General features: G+C 74.1%; 14 protein-coding genes. 11 read left to right on the top strand and 3 right to left on the bottom strand.

Annotated elements, in window-relative coordinates; genetic code table 11:
* Positions 1-152 precede the first annotated feature (152 nt).
* A complete protein-coding gene (locus ABT025_RS23315; RefSeq protein ID WP_350997658.1) occupies positions 153-1,766 on the bottom strand; it encodes a hypothetical protein in 1,614 nt (537 codons plus the stop codon).
* A 460-nt stretch (positions 1,767-2,226) separates the two neighbouring features.
* Here ABT025_RS23315 and ABT025_RS23320 point away from each other — a divergent pair, with 460 nt between their 5' ends.
* The 11 genes from ABT025_RS23320 (at position 2,227) to ABT025_RS23370 (ending at position 12,355) form a co-directional block, all read left to right on the top strand.
* Entirely contained in the window at positions 2,227-2,823 is a 597-nt protein-coding gene (locus ABT025_RS23320) for a MaoC family dehydratase (protein WP_350997661.1), read from the top strand.
* Positions 2,820-3,860: an LLM class flavin-dependent oxidoreductase gene (locus ABT025_RS23325; RefSeq protein WP_350997664.1), complete on the top strand. Its 1,041-nt coding sequence runs from the start codon at positions 2,820-2,822 to the stop codon at positions 3,858-3,860. The genes ABT025_RS23320 and ABT025_RS23325 overlap by 4 nt, the downstream gene beginning before the upstream one ends.
* Positions 3,857-5,083, top strand: a complete 1,227-nt coding sequence (locus tag ABT025_RS23330) for a CaiB/BaiF CoA transferase family protein (RefSeq protein ID WP_350997667.1) — start codon at positions 3,857-3,859, stop codon at positions 5,081-5,083. Before ABT025_RS23325 ends, ABT025_RS23330 begins: the two co-directional genes overlap by 4 nt.
* Positions 5,084-5,171: 88 nt before the next feature.
* Positions 5,172-6,671 carry an MmgE/PrpD family protein gene (locus tag ABT025_RS23335; RefSeq protein WP_350997670.1) on the top strand — a complete coding sequence of 500 codons (1,500 nt, stop codon included), beginning with the start codon at positions 5,172-5,174 and terminating at the stop codon, positions 6,669-6,671.
* Positions 6,672-6,709: 38 nt separating this feature from the next.
* Positions 6,710-7,759: a RidA family protein gene (locus tag ABT025_RS23340; protein ID WP_350997673.1), complete on the top strand. Its 1,050-nt coding sequence runs from the start codon at positions 6,710-6,712 to the stop codon at positions 7,757-7,759.
* Positions 7,756-8,298 (top strand): FAS1-like dehydratase domain-containing protein, encoded by a 543-nt coding sequence (locus ABT025_RS23345; protein ID WP_219569838.1) that lies wholly within the window; start codon positions 7,756-7,758, stop codon positions 8,296-8,298. The genes ABT025_RS23340 and ABT025_RS23345 overlap by 4 nt, the downstream gene beginning before the upstream one ends.
* Positions 8,295-8,741 (top strand): MaoC/PaaZ C-terminal domain-containing protein, encoded by a 447-nt coding sequence (locus ABT025_RS23350; protein ID WP_306106010.1) that lies wholly within the window; start codon positions 8,295-8,297, stop codon positions 8,739-8,741. Before ABT025_RS23345 ends, ABT025_RS23350 begins: the two co-directional genes overlap by 4 nt.
* Positions 8,738-9,886: an acetyl-CoA acetyltransferase gene (locus ABT025_RS23355; RefSeq protein WP_350997677.1), complete on the top strand. Its 1,149-nt coding sequence runs from the start codon at positions 8,738-8,740 to the stop codon at positions 9,884-9,886. The genes ABT025_RS23350 and ABT025_RS23355 overlap by 4 nt, the downstream gene beginning before the upstream one ends.
* Complete coding sequence (locus ABT025_RS23360) at positions 9,883-10,332, top strand: Zn-ribbon domain-containing OB-fold protein (protein WP_350997680.1); 450 nt, start codon at positions 9,883-9,885, stop codon at positions 10,330-10,332. Before ABT025_RS23355 ends, ABT025_RS23360 begins: the two co-directional genes overlap by 4 nt.
* Before the next feature lie 3 nt (positions 10,333-10,335).
* Positions 10,336-11,499 carry an acyl-CoA dehydrogenase family protein gene (locus ABT025_RS23365; protein WP_350997683.1) on the top strand — a complete coding sequence of 388 codons (1,164 nt, stop codon included), beginning with the start codon at positions 10,336-10,338 and terminating at the stop codon, positions 11,497-11,499.
* 4 nt (positions 11,500-11,503) lie between these two features.
* Entirely contained in the window at positions 11,504-12,355 is an 852-nt protein-coding gene (locus tag ABT025_RS23370; RefSeq protein WP_350997685.1) for an HpcH/HpaI aldolase/citrate lyase family protein, read from the top strand.
* Positions 12,356-12,388: 33 nt separating this feature from the next.
* On the opposite strand, the gene ABT025_RS23375 is transcribed toward ABT025_RS23370, so the two are convergent.
* Both ABT025_RS23375 and ABT025_RS23380 read right to left on the bottom strand, forming a co-directional pair.
* Positions 12,389-13,906 (bottom strand): MmgE/PrpD family protein, encoded by a 1,518-nt coding sequence (locus tag ABT025_RS23375; RefSeq protein ID WP_350997688.1) that lies wholly within the window; start codon positions 13,904-13,906, stop codon positions 12,389-12,391.
* Positions 13,903-14,745, bottom strand: a complete 843-nt coding sequence (locus tag ABT025_RS23380) for a cyclase family protein (RefSeq protein WP_219569843.1) — start codon at positions 14,743-14,745, stop codon at positions 13,903-13,905. Before ABT025_RS23380 ends, ABT025_RS23375 begins: the two co-directional genes overlap by 4 nt.
* Between the last annotated feature and the right edge of the window lie 4 nt (positions 14,746-14,749).

Below are 14,749 nucleotides of genomic sequence, written 5' to 3' on the forward strand. Positions count from 1 at the left end.
TCTGTCAGATCCTCCGGACGGCCGCGGACCCCGTGGTACGGGGCCCGCGGCGGGCTGGGGTCGTTCGCACGAACGCCAGGAGTACCGCGTTCACAGGCGGAGTTCGCACGAACGCCAGGAGTACCGCGCTCGCGGGCGGAGCCGGGTGCGCCTCAGGAGAGGGTCAGGCGCAGGACGGCCGCGTACTCGCCGGCCTGGGTGATGGCCGGCACGCTCAGATCGAGCGCGGCGCCGGCGTCGAAGTCGCCGCCCGTGACGGAGGCGGGATCGTCGCTCGCGGCCTGGGTGCACAGCGGGACGGCGGTGGTGGAGCTGAGGGCTCCGGCGCTGCCCGGGGTGACGGTGGAGGCCGCGGCGGCGCCGTCGTGGACGGCGCAGGTGGGCGTCCATGACAGGTTGCCGGCCGGGATGGCGGCTCCCGCGGCGTTGGTGAAGTCCGTGACGGTCCCGACCAGCGACCAGCCGCGGGTGCTGCCGCGGAAGTCCTTCACCTCGACGGCCTTGAGATCACCGGTCGACGCGTGTTCCGTACCGTCCACCGACACGGGCGAGAGGGTGACCTCGCCCGCTTCCTGGGCCATGGTCAGTGCCCCGCCGGAGACGACCACCTTGAGGGTCTGCTCCGAGCTGCCGCCGTCGGCGAGCGCGGTCCAGGCGAGCTCGGCGGAGTCCGCGGCGGTGCCGTCCTTCTCCGTGGCCAGGATCTTCACGGTGCCCGAGGGCGGGGTGAGGGAGGCGGTGAAGCCGCCGCGCGCGTTGACAGGTGCGGTGAGCGTGTCACCGACGGGATTGCCGTCGGCGTCGACGCCGGTGACCGTGACCTCGTCGCCCGGGTCGAAGGAGGCGCCGGTGACGGTGGTGGTCGTGCCGGGCCCGCCGGTGGCCGGGCTGAGCTGGATGGCGCGGGTGCCGAGGACACCGAGGGGAACGGTGGAGCTCAGCGAGCCCTGGGTGAGGACCAGGCTGTGCGGGCCGGGGGTGGCGCCGGCGCCTATCTCGACGGTGCCCGCGAGCTTGCCGTCGCCGTCCACGGTGAGTGCGGGGGTGACAGCACCCGCGGCGCAGGCGGTGCCGTCGAGGGCGCACAGCTCGGCGTCGACCGCCTCGCCGGCGGTCCAGCCGGTGCCGCCGAGGGTGACGACGTCACCCCGGCGGGCCCCGGTGGTGTCGGCGGCGGGCCGGCCCGAGATCGATTCGACGGCCGCGGCGGCGGAGCCGACGCTGCCGTCGGTGACGGTCACGGTGGACAGGACCGGGGGTGTGCCCTGGACCGTGCACGCGATGGTGAGGCCGTAGTTGGTGATGTTGAGCGTGATGTCACCGGGAGTGAGCTGAACCGTGCCGGGCTGGGCGACGGTGAGCTGTCCGGTGAGCTCCGGGATGGGGATCTCCGCGTAGGCGGGAACGGCCGCGTTGGAGGCGGGCGCGCTCACGTTGACCGCGTCCTGGCCCGAGACACCGACCTTGGCGGAGACGGCGACGGTGTTCGCGGTAAGTGCGACCGGGCCGTTGGCGGGTCCGTCGGCGAAGGCCAGGGTGAGGTCGACAGGAGTGCCGGCCGTGGTCGTGTCCGCGGCCGTCAGGGTCGCCGTCGTGTTGAACAGCGAGTGGGACGAGGAGAACACGCAGTCGTAGGACACCTCGGCGCTGCCGGCGAACGCCGGCCGGGCGCCACCGAGCACGAGTGATCCGGCCGCGGCGACGACCAGCGCGGCAAGCGCTGCCGCGGTGCGGGTCGAACACGGTGCGATGGTCTTGGCTCTCATAGCGGGAAACTGCCCCCTCCATGTGCGGCACGTGCACTCGCACGTGCCGTGGGAGCCGGGCGCCGACGGCACCCGGAGTGTTTCTTATGGGGAAACGGTGTTTCGAATCAGTGGGTCACATGGAGCCACCGCCGCGCCCCGCTGTCAAGGCACGGGCGGCCTGCGGTGGTAAAACTCCTGTTTCCGAAGGGAGTCGAGCCATCACCCCTGAAGGGAAACACTGGACCGCACAGGGAAACATTCCTCTTGACGGGGGCTTGGCGCCCTCCTAGGGTCGAGACGGGACACCGCCCCGGACCGCCCGGCAACCGGGTCCTGTCCGTCACCGCCCCGCCGCACCCGGGGCCTACCTGTTTCTCCACCGCATCGCCGCCGCATGGCCGCCCGCTCCGGTCCGACGTCCGGGCGGCGCACAGCCTCTCGCCGCGGCCCCGGGAGCCCGCATCCGAAAGAGGACGCCATGAGTTCCACCGCCGAGCCCGAACCCGTCGTCCGTCCGGGCTGGACCGGGCGCTTCTACGATGACTTCAGCCCCGGTGACGTCTACGAGCATCCACTCGGCCGCACGATCAGCGAAGCGGACAACACCTGGTTCACGCTGTTGACGATGAACACCAGCCAGATGCACTTCAACAGCACATACGCGGAGCACAGCGAGTTCGGCCGCCCGCTGGTCGTGTCCACCCTCACCGTCGCCATCGCCGTCGGCCAGAGCGTCACCGACCTCACCCAGAACGCCTTCGCCAATCTGGGCTGGGACGACATCCGTATGACCGCCCCCGTGCACGCCGGTGACACCCTGTGGTCGGAGTCCCTGGTGGTCTCCAAGCGCGAGTCCGCCTCCCGGCCGGAGGCCGGCATCGTCACCGTGCGCACCCGGACCATCAACCAGCGAGGCACGGAGGTGTGTTCGTTCCTGCGCACCTTCTACGTCCACAAGCGGGGCGCCTCGGCCCTGGTGGACGTACGCCCCCGGCCCGCCACCGCACTGACCGCGCACCCCGCTCCCGCGCGACCGGAGCGCCCGCGCCCGGCCGCCGCCCGGATTCCGGAGTGAGCGCCCCGCCGACGCCCCGCCTCGGTTACGCCCCGTGGGGCGAGGATCTCGCCGAACTGACCGCCGCCGGCCGGGCCGCCGAGGAAGCGGGCGCCGACACCCTGTGGGCATCGGAACTCCACCGCAGCGCGACCGTCACCGCCGCCGCGCTGGCCTGTGCCACCTCCACCGCCCGCATCGGCACCGCCGTCGCGCTGGCCTTCACCCGTTCCCCCATGATCTGCGCACTGGAGATCATGGACGTCGACGAACTCTCCGGCGGCCGGGCCGTACTGGGTCTCGGCACGGGGGTACGCCGGCTGAACGAGGACTGGCACGGCGTACCGTTCGACCACCCGGCACAGCGGTTGCGCGAAACCGTCGACTGCGTACGGACGTTCATCGCCCGCTGCGCGGACGGCGAGCCCTTCGAGGCAGGCGGTCCGCTCGCCTCGCTACGGGTGCGCGGCTACCGCCGGCCCCGTCCCGTGCGCACCCGGGTCCCGCTCCACCTGGCGGCCGCCGGTCCGCTGACCTTCCGGCTCGCGGGCGAGATCGCCGACGGCTGGATCGGCCACGAACTCGGCTCCCGCGACCATCTGCGGAACACCGTGCTGCCCGACCTGCACACCGGGCTGACCGCCGCCGGCCGCGAGCCGGAGGACCTGGAGGTGGTGGCGTCGGTGTGTGTCTCGGTCCACCCCGACCCCGCCGAGGCCCTGCGCCGTGCCGCCGGCAACGTCGGCTTCTACGCCTCGGTCCGTACGTACGCACCGCTGTTCGCCGCGCACGGTCTGCAGGAGCCGCAGCGCCGGGTCGCGGAGGAGTTCCGCAGGCCCGGTGCCCGTGCGGGCGCGCTGGCCGCGGCCGTGGACCCGGCGATGACCCGCGCGCTGACCCTGTGCGGTACCCGGGAGCAGGTCGCGGAGCTCCTCACCGGCTACGCGGGCACTGCGGACAGCCTCAAACTCACCGTGCCCGTACACGGCCTGACGAGCCATCAGATCCGCGAGTCCCAGGCCCATGTCCTCGACCTCATCCGGGAGCTGCGCCCATGACCACCGCCCCCTCCCCCGCCCGACGCCCCCTGGAGGACGTCCGGGTGATCGCTGTGGAGCAGTACGGCGCCGGACCGTTCGGCACCTGGCACCTGGCGGAACTGGGCGCCGAGATCATCAAGATCGAGGAACCCCACTCCGGCGGGGACGTCGGCCGCTATGTCCCGCCGTACCAGGAGGGCGAGGACTCGCTGTTCTTCGAGACCTTCAACCGCGGCAAGCGCAGTGTCCGCCTCGACCTCGCCAACCCGGCGGGCCGGGAGGTCTTCGAGGATCTCGTACGCCACAGCGACGCCGTCTACTCCAACCTGCGCGGTGACGTCCCGGCCCGGATCGGCATCACCTACGCCGATCTGCGCCACCTCAACCCGGCCGTGGTCTGCTGCTCCCTGAGCGGCTTCGGGCTGACCGGGCCGCGGTCGGCCCAGCCCGGCTACGACTACGTCCTGCAGGGCCTGGCCGGCTGGATGGACCTGACCGGCGAGCCGGGCGGTCCGCCCGCCAAGTCCGGCCTGTCGCTGGTGGACTACTCCGGTGGGTTCGTCGCCGCGCTCTCGCTGCTCGCCGGGCTGCACGCGGCCCGCCGCGACGGCGTGGGCTGCGACTGCGACGTCTCCCTGTACGACACGGCCGTCTCCATGCTCACGTACCCGGCGACGTGGCACCTCAGCGCCGGCTACGAACCCCGGCGCACCCGGCACTCGGCCCACCCCTCCCTGGTGCCCTTCCAGGCCTTCGAGGCCTCGGACGGCTGGCTGGTGGTCGGCTGTGCCAAGGAGAAGTTCTGGCAGCGCCTCGCCGCGGTGCTCGGACATCCCGAGTGGGCCGAACCCGGCCATCCGTACGCCGACTTCGCGGGCCGCGGGGAACGCCGCGACACCCTCGTGCCCGAGCTGGAGGCCCTCTTCGCAACCCGGACCGTCGCCGCCTGGCTGGAGATCCTCACCCCGGCGAAGGTGCCGTGCGGGCCGGTGCACACCGTGCCTCAGGCACTCGCCGACCCGCACACGCAAGCGCGCGGCCTGGTAGTCAAAAGCGACCACCCGCGCTACGGCACCGTGCGCTCCGTGGCCAGCCCCGTCAGGGTCGGCGAGCGGCCCCCCGGCAAGGCGCCCCGGGCGCCGCAGCGCGGCGAACACACCGACACCGTCCTGCGCGACCTGCTCGGCTACGACGCCGACCGGGCGGCGGGCCTGCGCGCGAAGGGGGCCTTCGGTGACTGACACCGGCCGGCCACACACCGTCCCGGCCGTGGCGGCCCCGGTGGTGGCCCAACCAGCTGTGGCCCAACCACCCGTGGCCGATCCAGCCGTGGCCGAAACAGCCACCGCCGAGGCGATCGGCCACGCGCATCCACATCCGCACGCGCACGGCCCTCATGGGGCCGGTCACGGCCACTCCCATACGCACCCCGACGACCTGGCGCGCGAACCCGCAGCCGTCCAACTCGCCCGCTGGGCGGTGGAACTGACACCGGCCAAGATCCCCAGCGTGATCCGCCGCGCCCTGTGCCGCCAACTGCTCGACGGCCTCGGCTGTGTGCTCGCCGCGGCACGCGGCGGCCACGCCGCACCAGCGCTGACCGTCGCCGCCGCGCTCGGCGGCCCGCCGGAAGCCGTGGTCCCGGGTCTCGCCGCACCGGTCGGGTCACCGGCCGCGGCACTCGCGCTGGGCGCGCTGGTGCACGCCCTGGACTGCGACGACACCCACCCCGGGGCACTCGTGCACGCCACGGCTGCCGTTCTGCCCGCCTTGTTCGCCTCGGCCGCAGCCGCCCGGGCGGACGGTCCCGCCCTGCTGACCGCCGCCGCGGCCGGCTACGAGACCGCGCTTCGGGTCGGTCTCGGCGCCCCCTACCGTTTCCACGCCCGGGGCGTGCACGCCACCCAGGTCGCGGCCGTCTTCGCCGCCGCGGTCACCTCGTCGGTCCTTCAGGGGCGGTCCGCCGAGGTGACCGCCCACGCGCTGGGCATCGCCGGCAGCAGTGCGGGCGGGCTGCTGGAGTTCCTGGACACGGGCAGCGACACCAAGTCCCTGCACCCGGGGCTCGCCGCGCACGCCGGACTGCTCGCCACTCGCCTCGCCGCGGCCGGCGCCGAAGGCCCTTCCACTGTTCTCGAAGGACGCCACGGGGTGTACACGGCACTGGCCGGCCACGCCGTCACAGCCGACGAGATCGTGGGCGACCTGGGCGAGATGTGGCACGTCAGCGCGGTGCAGAGCAAGCTCTACCCGTGCTGTCACCTGCTGCACCGCACCCTCGACGCGGCGGCCTCGCTGCACGCACGGCTGATCCCGTACGGCGGCACGTCGGCGCTCGCCTCCGTCGTCGCGGAGGTTCCCCCGGGCACCGAGCCCGTGGTCTGCGTACCGCGCCCGCACCGCGTCGCGCCGCGCACCGCCTACGAGGCCAAGTTCTCCCTGCCCTTCAGTACCGCGCTGATGCTGCGCGACGGCACACTGTCCCTCGCCAGCTACCGCGCCGACGCCCTGCTCCGGCCGGATGTGACGGCACTCGCCGCCCGCGTCACCCACACCGTCCGGGCGTACGACGGTCCCGACGCCGAGGCGCCCGGGGTGCTGCGGGCGCTACTGCACGACGGGACCGCCCTCGACGTCCGGATCGAGGGCGGCCCCGTGCGCCCCCCGGACACCGCGCGCGTGGTCGCCGGGTTCCATGCCAACGCGGGGGGCGAGAGCGTCCTCACGCGCGAGCTCGCCGAACGCGTCCTGCGCCTGGACCGGGAGGACGGCATCGATGCCGTGCTCGCTCTCACCTCGGCGATCCTCGCCGCCCCTCCTGTCCCGTGAACCGCCCCTCGCTCCCCTGTCCCCCTCCGGAGGCCCCGTTGACCGCCACAACTCCCCCGGCCGCCCGCCCGGCCGACGTGACCGTTCTCGGACGCGGGGCGGGACCTGCCGCCCAGGCCCGGGCCGCATACGGCGCGTTGAGCGCCAGGCTCACGGACCCGCACAACGCCCCGCTCACCGAGTTCGTCACCGTCGCCGCGCTCGACGCCCACCAGGAACTCGCGGCGATCCGCGCCGCGCACTTCCCGGACGCGGCCGGCTCCGCGCGCACCGTGGTGGTGGAGTCCCTCCCCGATCCCGAAGCGCTGCTGGCGGTACGGGCGGGGTCCCGCACCGCCGCCGGGGACGGCACCGTGCGCCTCCCCACCGTGCTGCCCGTCGACGACCACGGCGACGTCGCCCATCCGGACGACTTCCCCGCCCAGTACGCGTACTGCCTGCGCAAGGCCGGACGGCTGCTGAAGAGCGCCGGGCTGAGCCTCGACCACGCCGTCACGACGTTCGACTACACCACCCCCGCCACCCGCCGCGCCTATCCTGCCTGCTCCGGACCGCGCCGCGAACTGCTGGGCGGCGCCGGGGTGTTCCCGGGAGCCGGGGGCATCCTGATGAGCCGGCTGCACGCACCGGGCATCCTGGTGGCGCTCGACGTCACCGCGTCCCGGCACCCACTGAGCTCCGTCAATCCCGGCTGGAGCCGCTACGACACACTCACCTACAGCCCCGGTGTGCTGGCCGGCCGCACCCTGCACATGTCGGGGTTCGCCGCGCTCGACATGGAGACCCAGCAGGCACTGCACCAGGGCGACGTGGTGGCGCAGACCGAGACGGTGCTGCGCGCCGTCCTGGAGGTGGTCGCGGCGGCCGGCGGCGGTCCGGAGCACCTGGTCTCCGTGGAGGAGTACCTCTGCCCGCCCGCCGTCGCGGACCGGGCCGCCGTCACCGCCGCCCGTACGCGGATCCTGGGGGCCGCGTCCCGGCCCGCCGTCACCTCCGTCGGCTGCGCCACCCTGCTGCGGCGTGAGTTCCTCACCGAGTTGTTCCCCACAGCTGTCCTGCCCGCTCCCGCAGAGGAAGGTACGAGGTGACCACACCCAAACTGCTCACCGAGGAACTGCGCGCCCAACTGACCGGACGCACCGCCGTCTACACAGCCCCCGAGGTCCTGGGGCGGGCCGCGATCCGCTACTTCGCGCTCGCCACGGGAAACGCCGACCCGCTCCACCTGGACCCCGACTACGCGCGCGCCCACGGCCACCCCGACGTGATCGCCCCGCCCACCCTGGTGTGCGAGACCAACCAGTACGCGGGCCTGCCCCCGGACGAGGACGGCTACCCGGGGCACACCTGGGGCATCTCCCTGCCCGGCACCCGGACCGTGCGCGGCGGCAACTCCTACACGTTCCACCGGCCGGTGGGGCCGGACGACCTGATCACCGCCACCTGGACGCTCACCTCCGTCACGGAGCGCACCACCGGCGACGGTCTGCCGATGCTCGTGGTGCGCTCGCACTGCGCCTACACGTCCGGCGACGAACTGCTGGCGGAGAACGAGGAGACCGTGCTGTACATCGCCCTCGCCCCGGCCGACGACGTGCCCGCCGCGGACGAGGGGAGCAGCCGATGACCGGCCCGCAGCTGATGCCCGGTGCCGTGGTCCCACCGTTGCGGCGCGACTTCCCGCTGTCCCGGATGGTCGCCTACGCGGGCGCCACCTGGGACTGGCACCGTCTGCACTACGACACCGAGTACGTGACGGCCCGCGGGCTGCCCGCACCGGTCGTCGACGGACAGGTGCTGGGCGCTCTCCTGGCGGAACAGCTGCAGCGCTGGCTGGGACCGCAGTGTGTGCTGCGCACCCTGCACTTCCGGTTCGCACAGCCGGTGTTCTCCGGGGAGAGCGTGGTGTGCACCGGCCGGGTCACGGCGGTCGGCGACGACGGCCTCGTGACCGTCGAGCAGCGCGTCGAGGTCTCGGGGCCGAGAGCCCGCACGGCTGTGGCGACCGCCGGGGCGACGCTGACGCTCACCCCGCCGCCGGCCTCTCCGGTCGGCGGCGGCCCCTCGTGACAGCCGCGATCGTCGGGGCGGCCACGTCCGATCTGGGCGTGACCGGTCTGCCCGCCCTCGCCCTGCTCGCCCAGGGCGTCACCCGGGCACTGGCCGATGCCGGGCTCGCCCTGTCCGACGTGGACGGTCTGGCCACGGCCGGCACGGGCCGGTTCGCCGCCACCCAGGCCGCCGACTACCTCGGCATCCGGCCGGCCTGGACCGACTCCACGTTCGCGGGCGGCAGCGCCTTCGAGATGTACGTGGCACGGGCCGCGCAGGCGCTGGCGGCCGGGCAGTGCCGCACCGTCGTCATCGCGTACGGCTCCGACCAGCGCTCGGCCCGCCGCCGTTCACTGACCGGCCCCTACGACGCGGCGTCGCCGGAGGCTCAGTTCGAGGCGCCGGCCGGCCCGCTCTTCCCCGCCTCGCACTACGCGCTGGCCGCCCGGCGCTATCTGCACGTGCACGGCCTCGACCGACGAGTGCTGGCCGAGGTGGCCGTGGCCGCCCGCGCGTGGGCCCTGCTCAACCCCGAGGCATACCGCCATACGACCGGACCGCTGACGGTGGAGCAGGTGCTGGCCGCGCCGATGCTGTCCAGTCCACTCACCACCGCCGACTGCTGCCTGGTCACCGACGGCGGCGGCGCCCTGGTCCTCACCACCGCCGAACGGGCCCGCGACCTGCCGCGTCCCGGCGTGCTGGTGCTGGGCTACGGCGAGGCCACCTCCCACGCCGGGTCGGCCGGCCCCGCCGACCTCCTGGACACCGGCGCGCGGGCCGCCGCGGACCGGGCCTGGGCCGCTTCCGGCCTCGGCCCGCACGACATGGACGTCGTCCAGGTGTACGACTCCTTCACCATCACGACGCTGCTGTCGCTGGAAGCCCTCGGTCTCTGCCCGCCGGGGGGCGCCGGCGCGCTCGTCGCCGACGGGCGCATCGGCCCCGGCGGCGGGCTGCCGGTCAACACCTCGGGCGGCGGGCTGTCGTACGGCCATCCCGGCATGTTCGGACTGTTCCTGCTGATCGAGGCGGTACGGCAGTTGCGCGGGGAGTGCGGGGCCCGCCAGGTCCCGGGGGCTCGGAACGCTGTGGCCCACGGAACCGGGGGCATCCTCTCGACCCACGCCACCGTGGTGCTCGCCCGGCAGGACGCGCGATGAGCGGCACGACAGGGGCACCCTCCCTGCCCGGTCCACTGCCCGCCCCCGCCGACGCCGTCACCGAGGCGTTCTGGCAGGCGACGCGGGAGGGGACGCTCAGTGTCCAGCACTGCCCGGCGTGCGGCGGCCACCAGCATCCGCCGCGGGTGCTGTGTGTGCACTGCGGCGGCATCGACGGTCTGCGCCAGGTGCCGGTGCGCGGTGCGGCGGTGCTGGACTCGTTCACGACCGTGCACCGCGCACCGGACAGCCGCGCGGTGCCCTACACCGTGGGCCGGGTGCGGCTCGCCGAGGGGCCGGTGCTACTGGTGCCGGTGCTCGGCGACCCCGACTCGTTCCGCTGCGACCAGCCCGTACGCCTCGTCTGGCTGCCCCTGCCCGACGGCCGGCGCCAGCCCGCCTTCACCCCGGCGCCCGACGCGCCCCCCGACGAACCGGAGCCGTGAACCGTGGACTTCACCCTCAGCCCTGAGCAGGAACTGTTCCGTCGCACGCTGCGCGACTTCGTCACCCGGGAGATCGAGCCGGTCGCCACCGAGTGGGAGGAGTCCGGCCGGCATCCCGCCGAGATCATCGAAACCATGCGCGCGATGGGCCTGTTCGGGCTCACCGTGCCGGAGGCCTACGGCGGTCTGGAGGTCGACATGGTCTCCTTCGCGCTGGTCTTCGAGGAGATCTCCCGGGGCTGGATGGGTATCGCCGGCATCCTCGGCTCGCACTCCCTGGCCTGTCTGCTGATCGCCCGGAACGGCACCGAGGAGCAGCGCACGCGCTGGCTGCCCCGGATGGCGACCGGTGAGTGCCGCAGCGGGATCGCCCTGACGGAACCCGACGCCGGCACCGATCTTCAGGGCATCCGGACCACCGCCCGCCTCGAAGACGGTCACTACGTGGTGAACGGCGCCAAGACCTGGATCACCAACGCCCGCCACGCCGGTGTGCTGCCGGTGCTGGTGAAGACGGACCCGCAGGCCCGGCCCGCTCACCGGGGCATGAGCATCCTGCTGGTGGACACGGCGACCGAGGGGTTCACCGTCACCCGTGACCTGCCCAAGCTGGGGTACAAGGGCACCGAGACGTGCGAACTGCTGCTGGAGGACCTGCGAGTGCCGGCGGACTGCCTGCTGGGAGGGGCCGAGGGACGGGGCATGCAGCAGGCACTGTCCGCGCTGGAGACCGGCCGGATCAACGTGGCGGCGCGTTCGGTGGGCATCGCCCAGGCGGCACTGGACGCGGCGCTGTCGTACACCGCGGGACGGCACGCGTTCGGCAGCCCGATCCATGACTTCCAGGCCGTGCAGTTGCGGCTGGCCGATATCGCCACCCGGCTCCAGGCGTCGCGGCTGCTCGTGTACTGGGCGGCGTCCAGGGCGGACGGCGGGGAGCGGGTGGACACCGAGTCGGGGATGGCGAAGCTGTTCGCATCCGAGACGGCGATCACGGCGGCGCTGGACGCCATGCGGCTGCACGGGGGATACGGCTACTCGAAGGAGTTCGTGGTGGAACGGCTGTACCGGGACGCGGCGTTGATGAGCATCGGGGAGGGCACCAACGACATCCTGCGCACCGTGATCGCCCGCCGGCTGACCTCCGGCGCGACCAGGATCGGGTGACCCTGTGGCCCGTTCCTATCTCTATGTGCCGGCCGACCGGCCGGCGATGCTGGCCCGCGCCCTGGAGCGCGGCGCGGACGCGGTGATCGTCGATCTGGAGGACGCCGTCGCCCCGGACGCCAAGAACGCGGCGCGAAAGGCCGCCGCCGACTGGCTCGCCGGGATCTCGCCCGGGGGGCCGACCGAGGTGTGGGTCCGGGTCAACCCCGGTCCGATGGGCCTCGCGGACGCCGCCGCCGTCGTCTCGCCCGCCCTGCACGGCCTGTGCCTCGCGAAGTGCGAGAGCCCGGCCGACGCGGCGGCCGTGGACGGGGTCGTGAGCGGGCGGGAGGCCGCGCTGGGTCTCGCGCCGGGGGCCGTCGCACTGTCGCCGCTACTGGAGTCGGCCGGGGCGGTGCTGGCGGCGCCCGCGCTCGCCGCCTCCCCCAGGGTGGCGCACCTCCAGGCGGGCGAGGCCGACCTGAGGGCCGAGATCGGCATGGAACCCGGGCCGGACGAGCGTGAGTTGCTGCCGATCCGGGTCTCGCTCGTACTGGCCTGCGCGGCCGCCCGGGTGGGCCCTCCGGTCGGCCCGGTGAGCACCGACTACCGCGACACCGAGGCGTTGCGCAGCTCCACCACGGCGCTGCGCGCCCTCGGCTACCGGTCCCGGGCCTGCATCCATCCGGCGCAGATCCCGGTGGTGCACGAGGTGTTCACTCCGTCCGCGGACGAACTCGGCGCCGCACGCGACCTCGTGGACCGGTTCGACACCGCGCTGCGCGCCGGCCGGCCCGTCATCGTCGGCGCGGACGGCCGCATGATCGACGAGGCCGTGGTGCGCGCGGCCCGCCGCACCCTGGCGGCGGGCCGCTGAAGGGGCCGGCCCGGGGGCTCGGACGCCTCCGGGTCAGCCCCGCGACGGCTCCGGAACCTCGGGCGGCTCCGGAACCTCCGGCCGGCACCCGTCGACGAGCTCTCGGGCACACCCCTTGCCCGCCCCCGGCAACACACGTACGTAGGCGGCGAGTTGCTGTGCCCGCCCGGCCCCGAGTACCGGCTCGGCGCCCAGCCGGTACTTGGTCTCCAGCTCCTCCGGGGTGAGCGGGGCGGCCGGACCTCCGCGCGAACCGGGCACCCGGTGCTCCCAACGTGTGCCGTCCTGGGTGGTGACCCGCAGGACGGCGCTGAAGGCGTGCGGGAACTCGTCGTCGCACACGGCGTCCCGGACGACCTCGACGCGCGCGGCAAGCGCCCGGCGCCGCGGGTCCTCGAACGCGCCGGGGCTGAAGTCGGCGAGGTGCAGGCCAAGTCCGGAGTTCTCACCGGCGAGCAGGGCGGCCGCGACGGTGTACGGGCCGGAGAACTTGGCGTGGTACGGGGTGCGGGGGCGGGCCTTCTCCTCGCGCGGTTCGCCGATGGTGCGGCGGGGCGCACCGGCGACGCCGAGTTCGGCGGTGGCGATGGTGTCCGGGTCCAGGCCGCGGGCCCGCAGGGCGAGGGCGCAGTCGATGCCGGGATGGGTGAAGTGGTTGGACGGGTAGGGCTTGTAGACGGTGCGCAGGTACTGCCAGTTGGCGGTGTCGTGCATCGCGTCGAGGCCCTCGGTGAGGGGCTCGGCGTGCCACTGGTCGCCGAGGAAGGCAGCGAGGAAGCCGAAGCGCCCCTCGATGACGGTGGGCGGGCCGGTGACACCTTCGGCGGCGAGCTGTGCGGCGGTGACGCCGCAGTGGGCCGCCCAGCCGCAGTGCACGCGCTTGACGCTGCCGCCCGTCCGGTTCGCCTCGATCACCCCGGCCCCCATGGAGCAGGCGATGCCGATGGCATCGGCGATGCCCTCGGCGGAGAGGCCGAGCAGCATGGCGGAGGCCACGGCGGCCCCGACGGTCCCGCAGATCGAGGTGGCGTGCAGCCCGCGTTCGAAGAACACCGAGTTGCGCAGCGCCGGATCGTAGGACGCCATGCCGAGCCGTACGCAGATCTCGCCGCCGGCCGCGAGCGCGGCGGTGAGGGCGGCGCCGTCCGCTCCCTCCGCCTCGGCGACGGCCAGGGCAGCGGGCAGTACGGCGGCCGTGGGGTGCAGGACGGAGGGCAGATGCGTGTCGTCGAAGTCGAGGGCGTGTGCGAGGGTCCCGTTGACCAGTGCGGCCCGGTCGGCCGGGAACCGGTCGCCGGTACCGATGACGCCGGCCTCGGGGTGTCCGCCGGACCGCCGGGCGGTGCGCAGAGCGGCCCGGTGAGGTGCCGCTTCGTCTCTCTCGCCGGTGTCCGGGCCGAGGGCGGCGAGGCAGTTGCCGAGGAAGTCGAGGATGCGACCGGTGGCGTCGGCGGTGACCTCCTCGGGCACACCGTCCCGGCAGCCGGCGGCGAACACGGCCAGTCGGGCGGCCAGGCCGGGGGGTGTGGTCAGTGCGCTGGTGGCGTTCACTCGGCAGCGTCCTCGGGGAGCAGGGCGAGCGGGCGGGCGGGGGCGCCGGTCGCGCCGACGAACGGCAGCGGGGCGAGGACGAGCAGGAACTCGGCGGCGCCCGTGGCGGCGAGCGCGTCGAGCCGCATCGTCTCCACGATGTTGATCCCGGACTCCACCAGCAGCGTGCGGTGCACCGGCAGCGTGGCGTGACCCCGGCCGGGCGCGATGTGCTCGAACGCGATGGTCTCACCGCCGACGAGGGCGGGGCGGCGGGCGGCCAGCCACTCCCCCGCCGCCGCGCCGGGCCCGGGGGCACCGCCGGTCTGGCCGGTGAAGACCGCCGTGTCCGCCCAGTGCCGCGACCAGCCGGTGCCGATCAGGACGGCCTCGCCGGCGGCGACGGTGACGCCCGCGGCGCTTTCGGCGGCGGCGAGGTCGTCCGGGGTTATCTCGTACCCGGCGGGCAGCACGGGCACCCCGTGCAGCCGGGCGACGTCCAGCAGGACGCACCGGCCGACGTACGGGGTGAACTCGTCGATACCGAGGCGGGCGAAGCCTTCGTGGCTCTGCTGCTCGGCGGCCGCGAGCCCCCCGTACAGCAGTCCGTCGTGGGAGACATGGGCGAGCGCGTCGACATGGGTGCCTACGTGTCCGCCGGTGATGACGATCTCGTTGGCCGCCGAACCGCCGTCCTCACGCACCATGTCGCCGTGGCGGCGCTCCAGCAGGAGGCGGAAAGGCGGGTGGTTGGGCGACTGGGGCATGCCGCGCCGCATCGGCTGCGCGAGGTCGACGACGCGCGCTCCTGCGAGGGCGTGCCAGAGCGGTGTGGGCAGGACGCCGGGGGCGCCGGACATGGAG

Origin of the sequence: Streptomyces sp. NPDC002809 (assembly GCF_040295435.1) — a bacterium.
Classification (GTDB): Bacteria; Actinomycetota; Actinomycetes; order Streptomycetales; family Streptomycetaceae; genus Streptomyces.

Bases quoted from the DNA above. Each gene is read 5' to 3' on its own strand.
- ABT025_RS23330 (WP_350997667.1), top strand. From the start codon at position 3,857: ATGACCACCGCCCCCTCCCCCGCCCGACGCCCCCTGGAGGACGTCCGG.
- ABT025_RS23350 (WP_306106010.1), top strand. From the start codon at position 8,295: ATGACCGGCCCGCAGCTGATGCCCGGTGCCGTGGTCCCACCGTTGCGG.
- ABT025_RS23315 (WP_350997658.1), bottom strand. From the start codon at position 1,766: ATGAGAGCCAAGACCATCGCACCGTGTTCGACCCGCACCGCGGCAGCG.
- ABT025_RS23360 (WP_350997680.1), top strand. From the start codon at position 9,883: ATGAGCGGCACGACAGGGGCACCCTCCCTGCCCGGTCCACTGCCCGCC.
- ABT025_RS23320 (WP_350997661.1), top strand. From the start codon at position 2,227: ATGAGTTCCACCGCCGAGCCCGAACCCGTCGTCCGTCCGGGCTGGACC.
- ABT025_RS23380 (WP_219569843.1), bottom strand. From the start codon at position 14,745: ATGTCCGGCGCCCCCGGCGTCCTGCCCACACCGCTCTGGCACGCCCTC.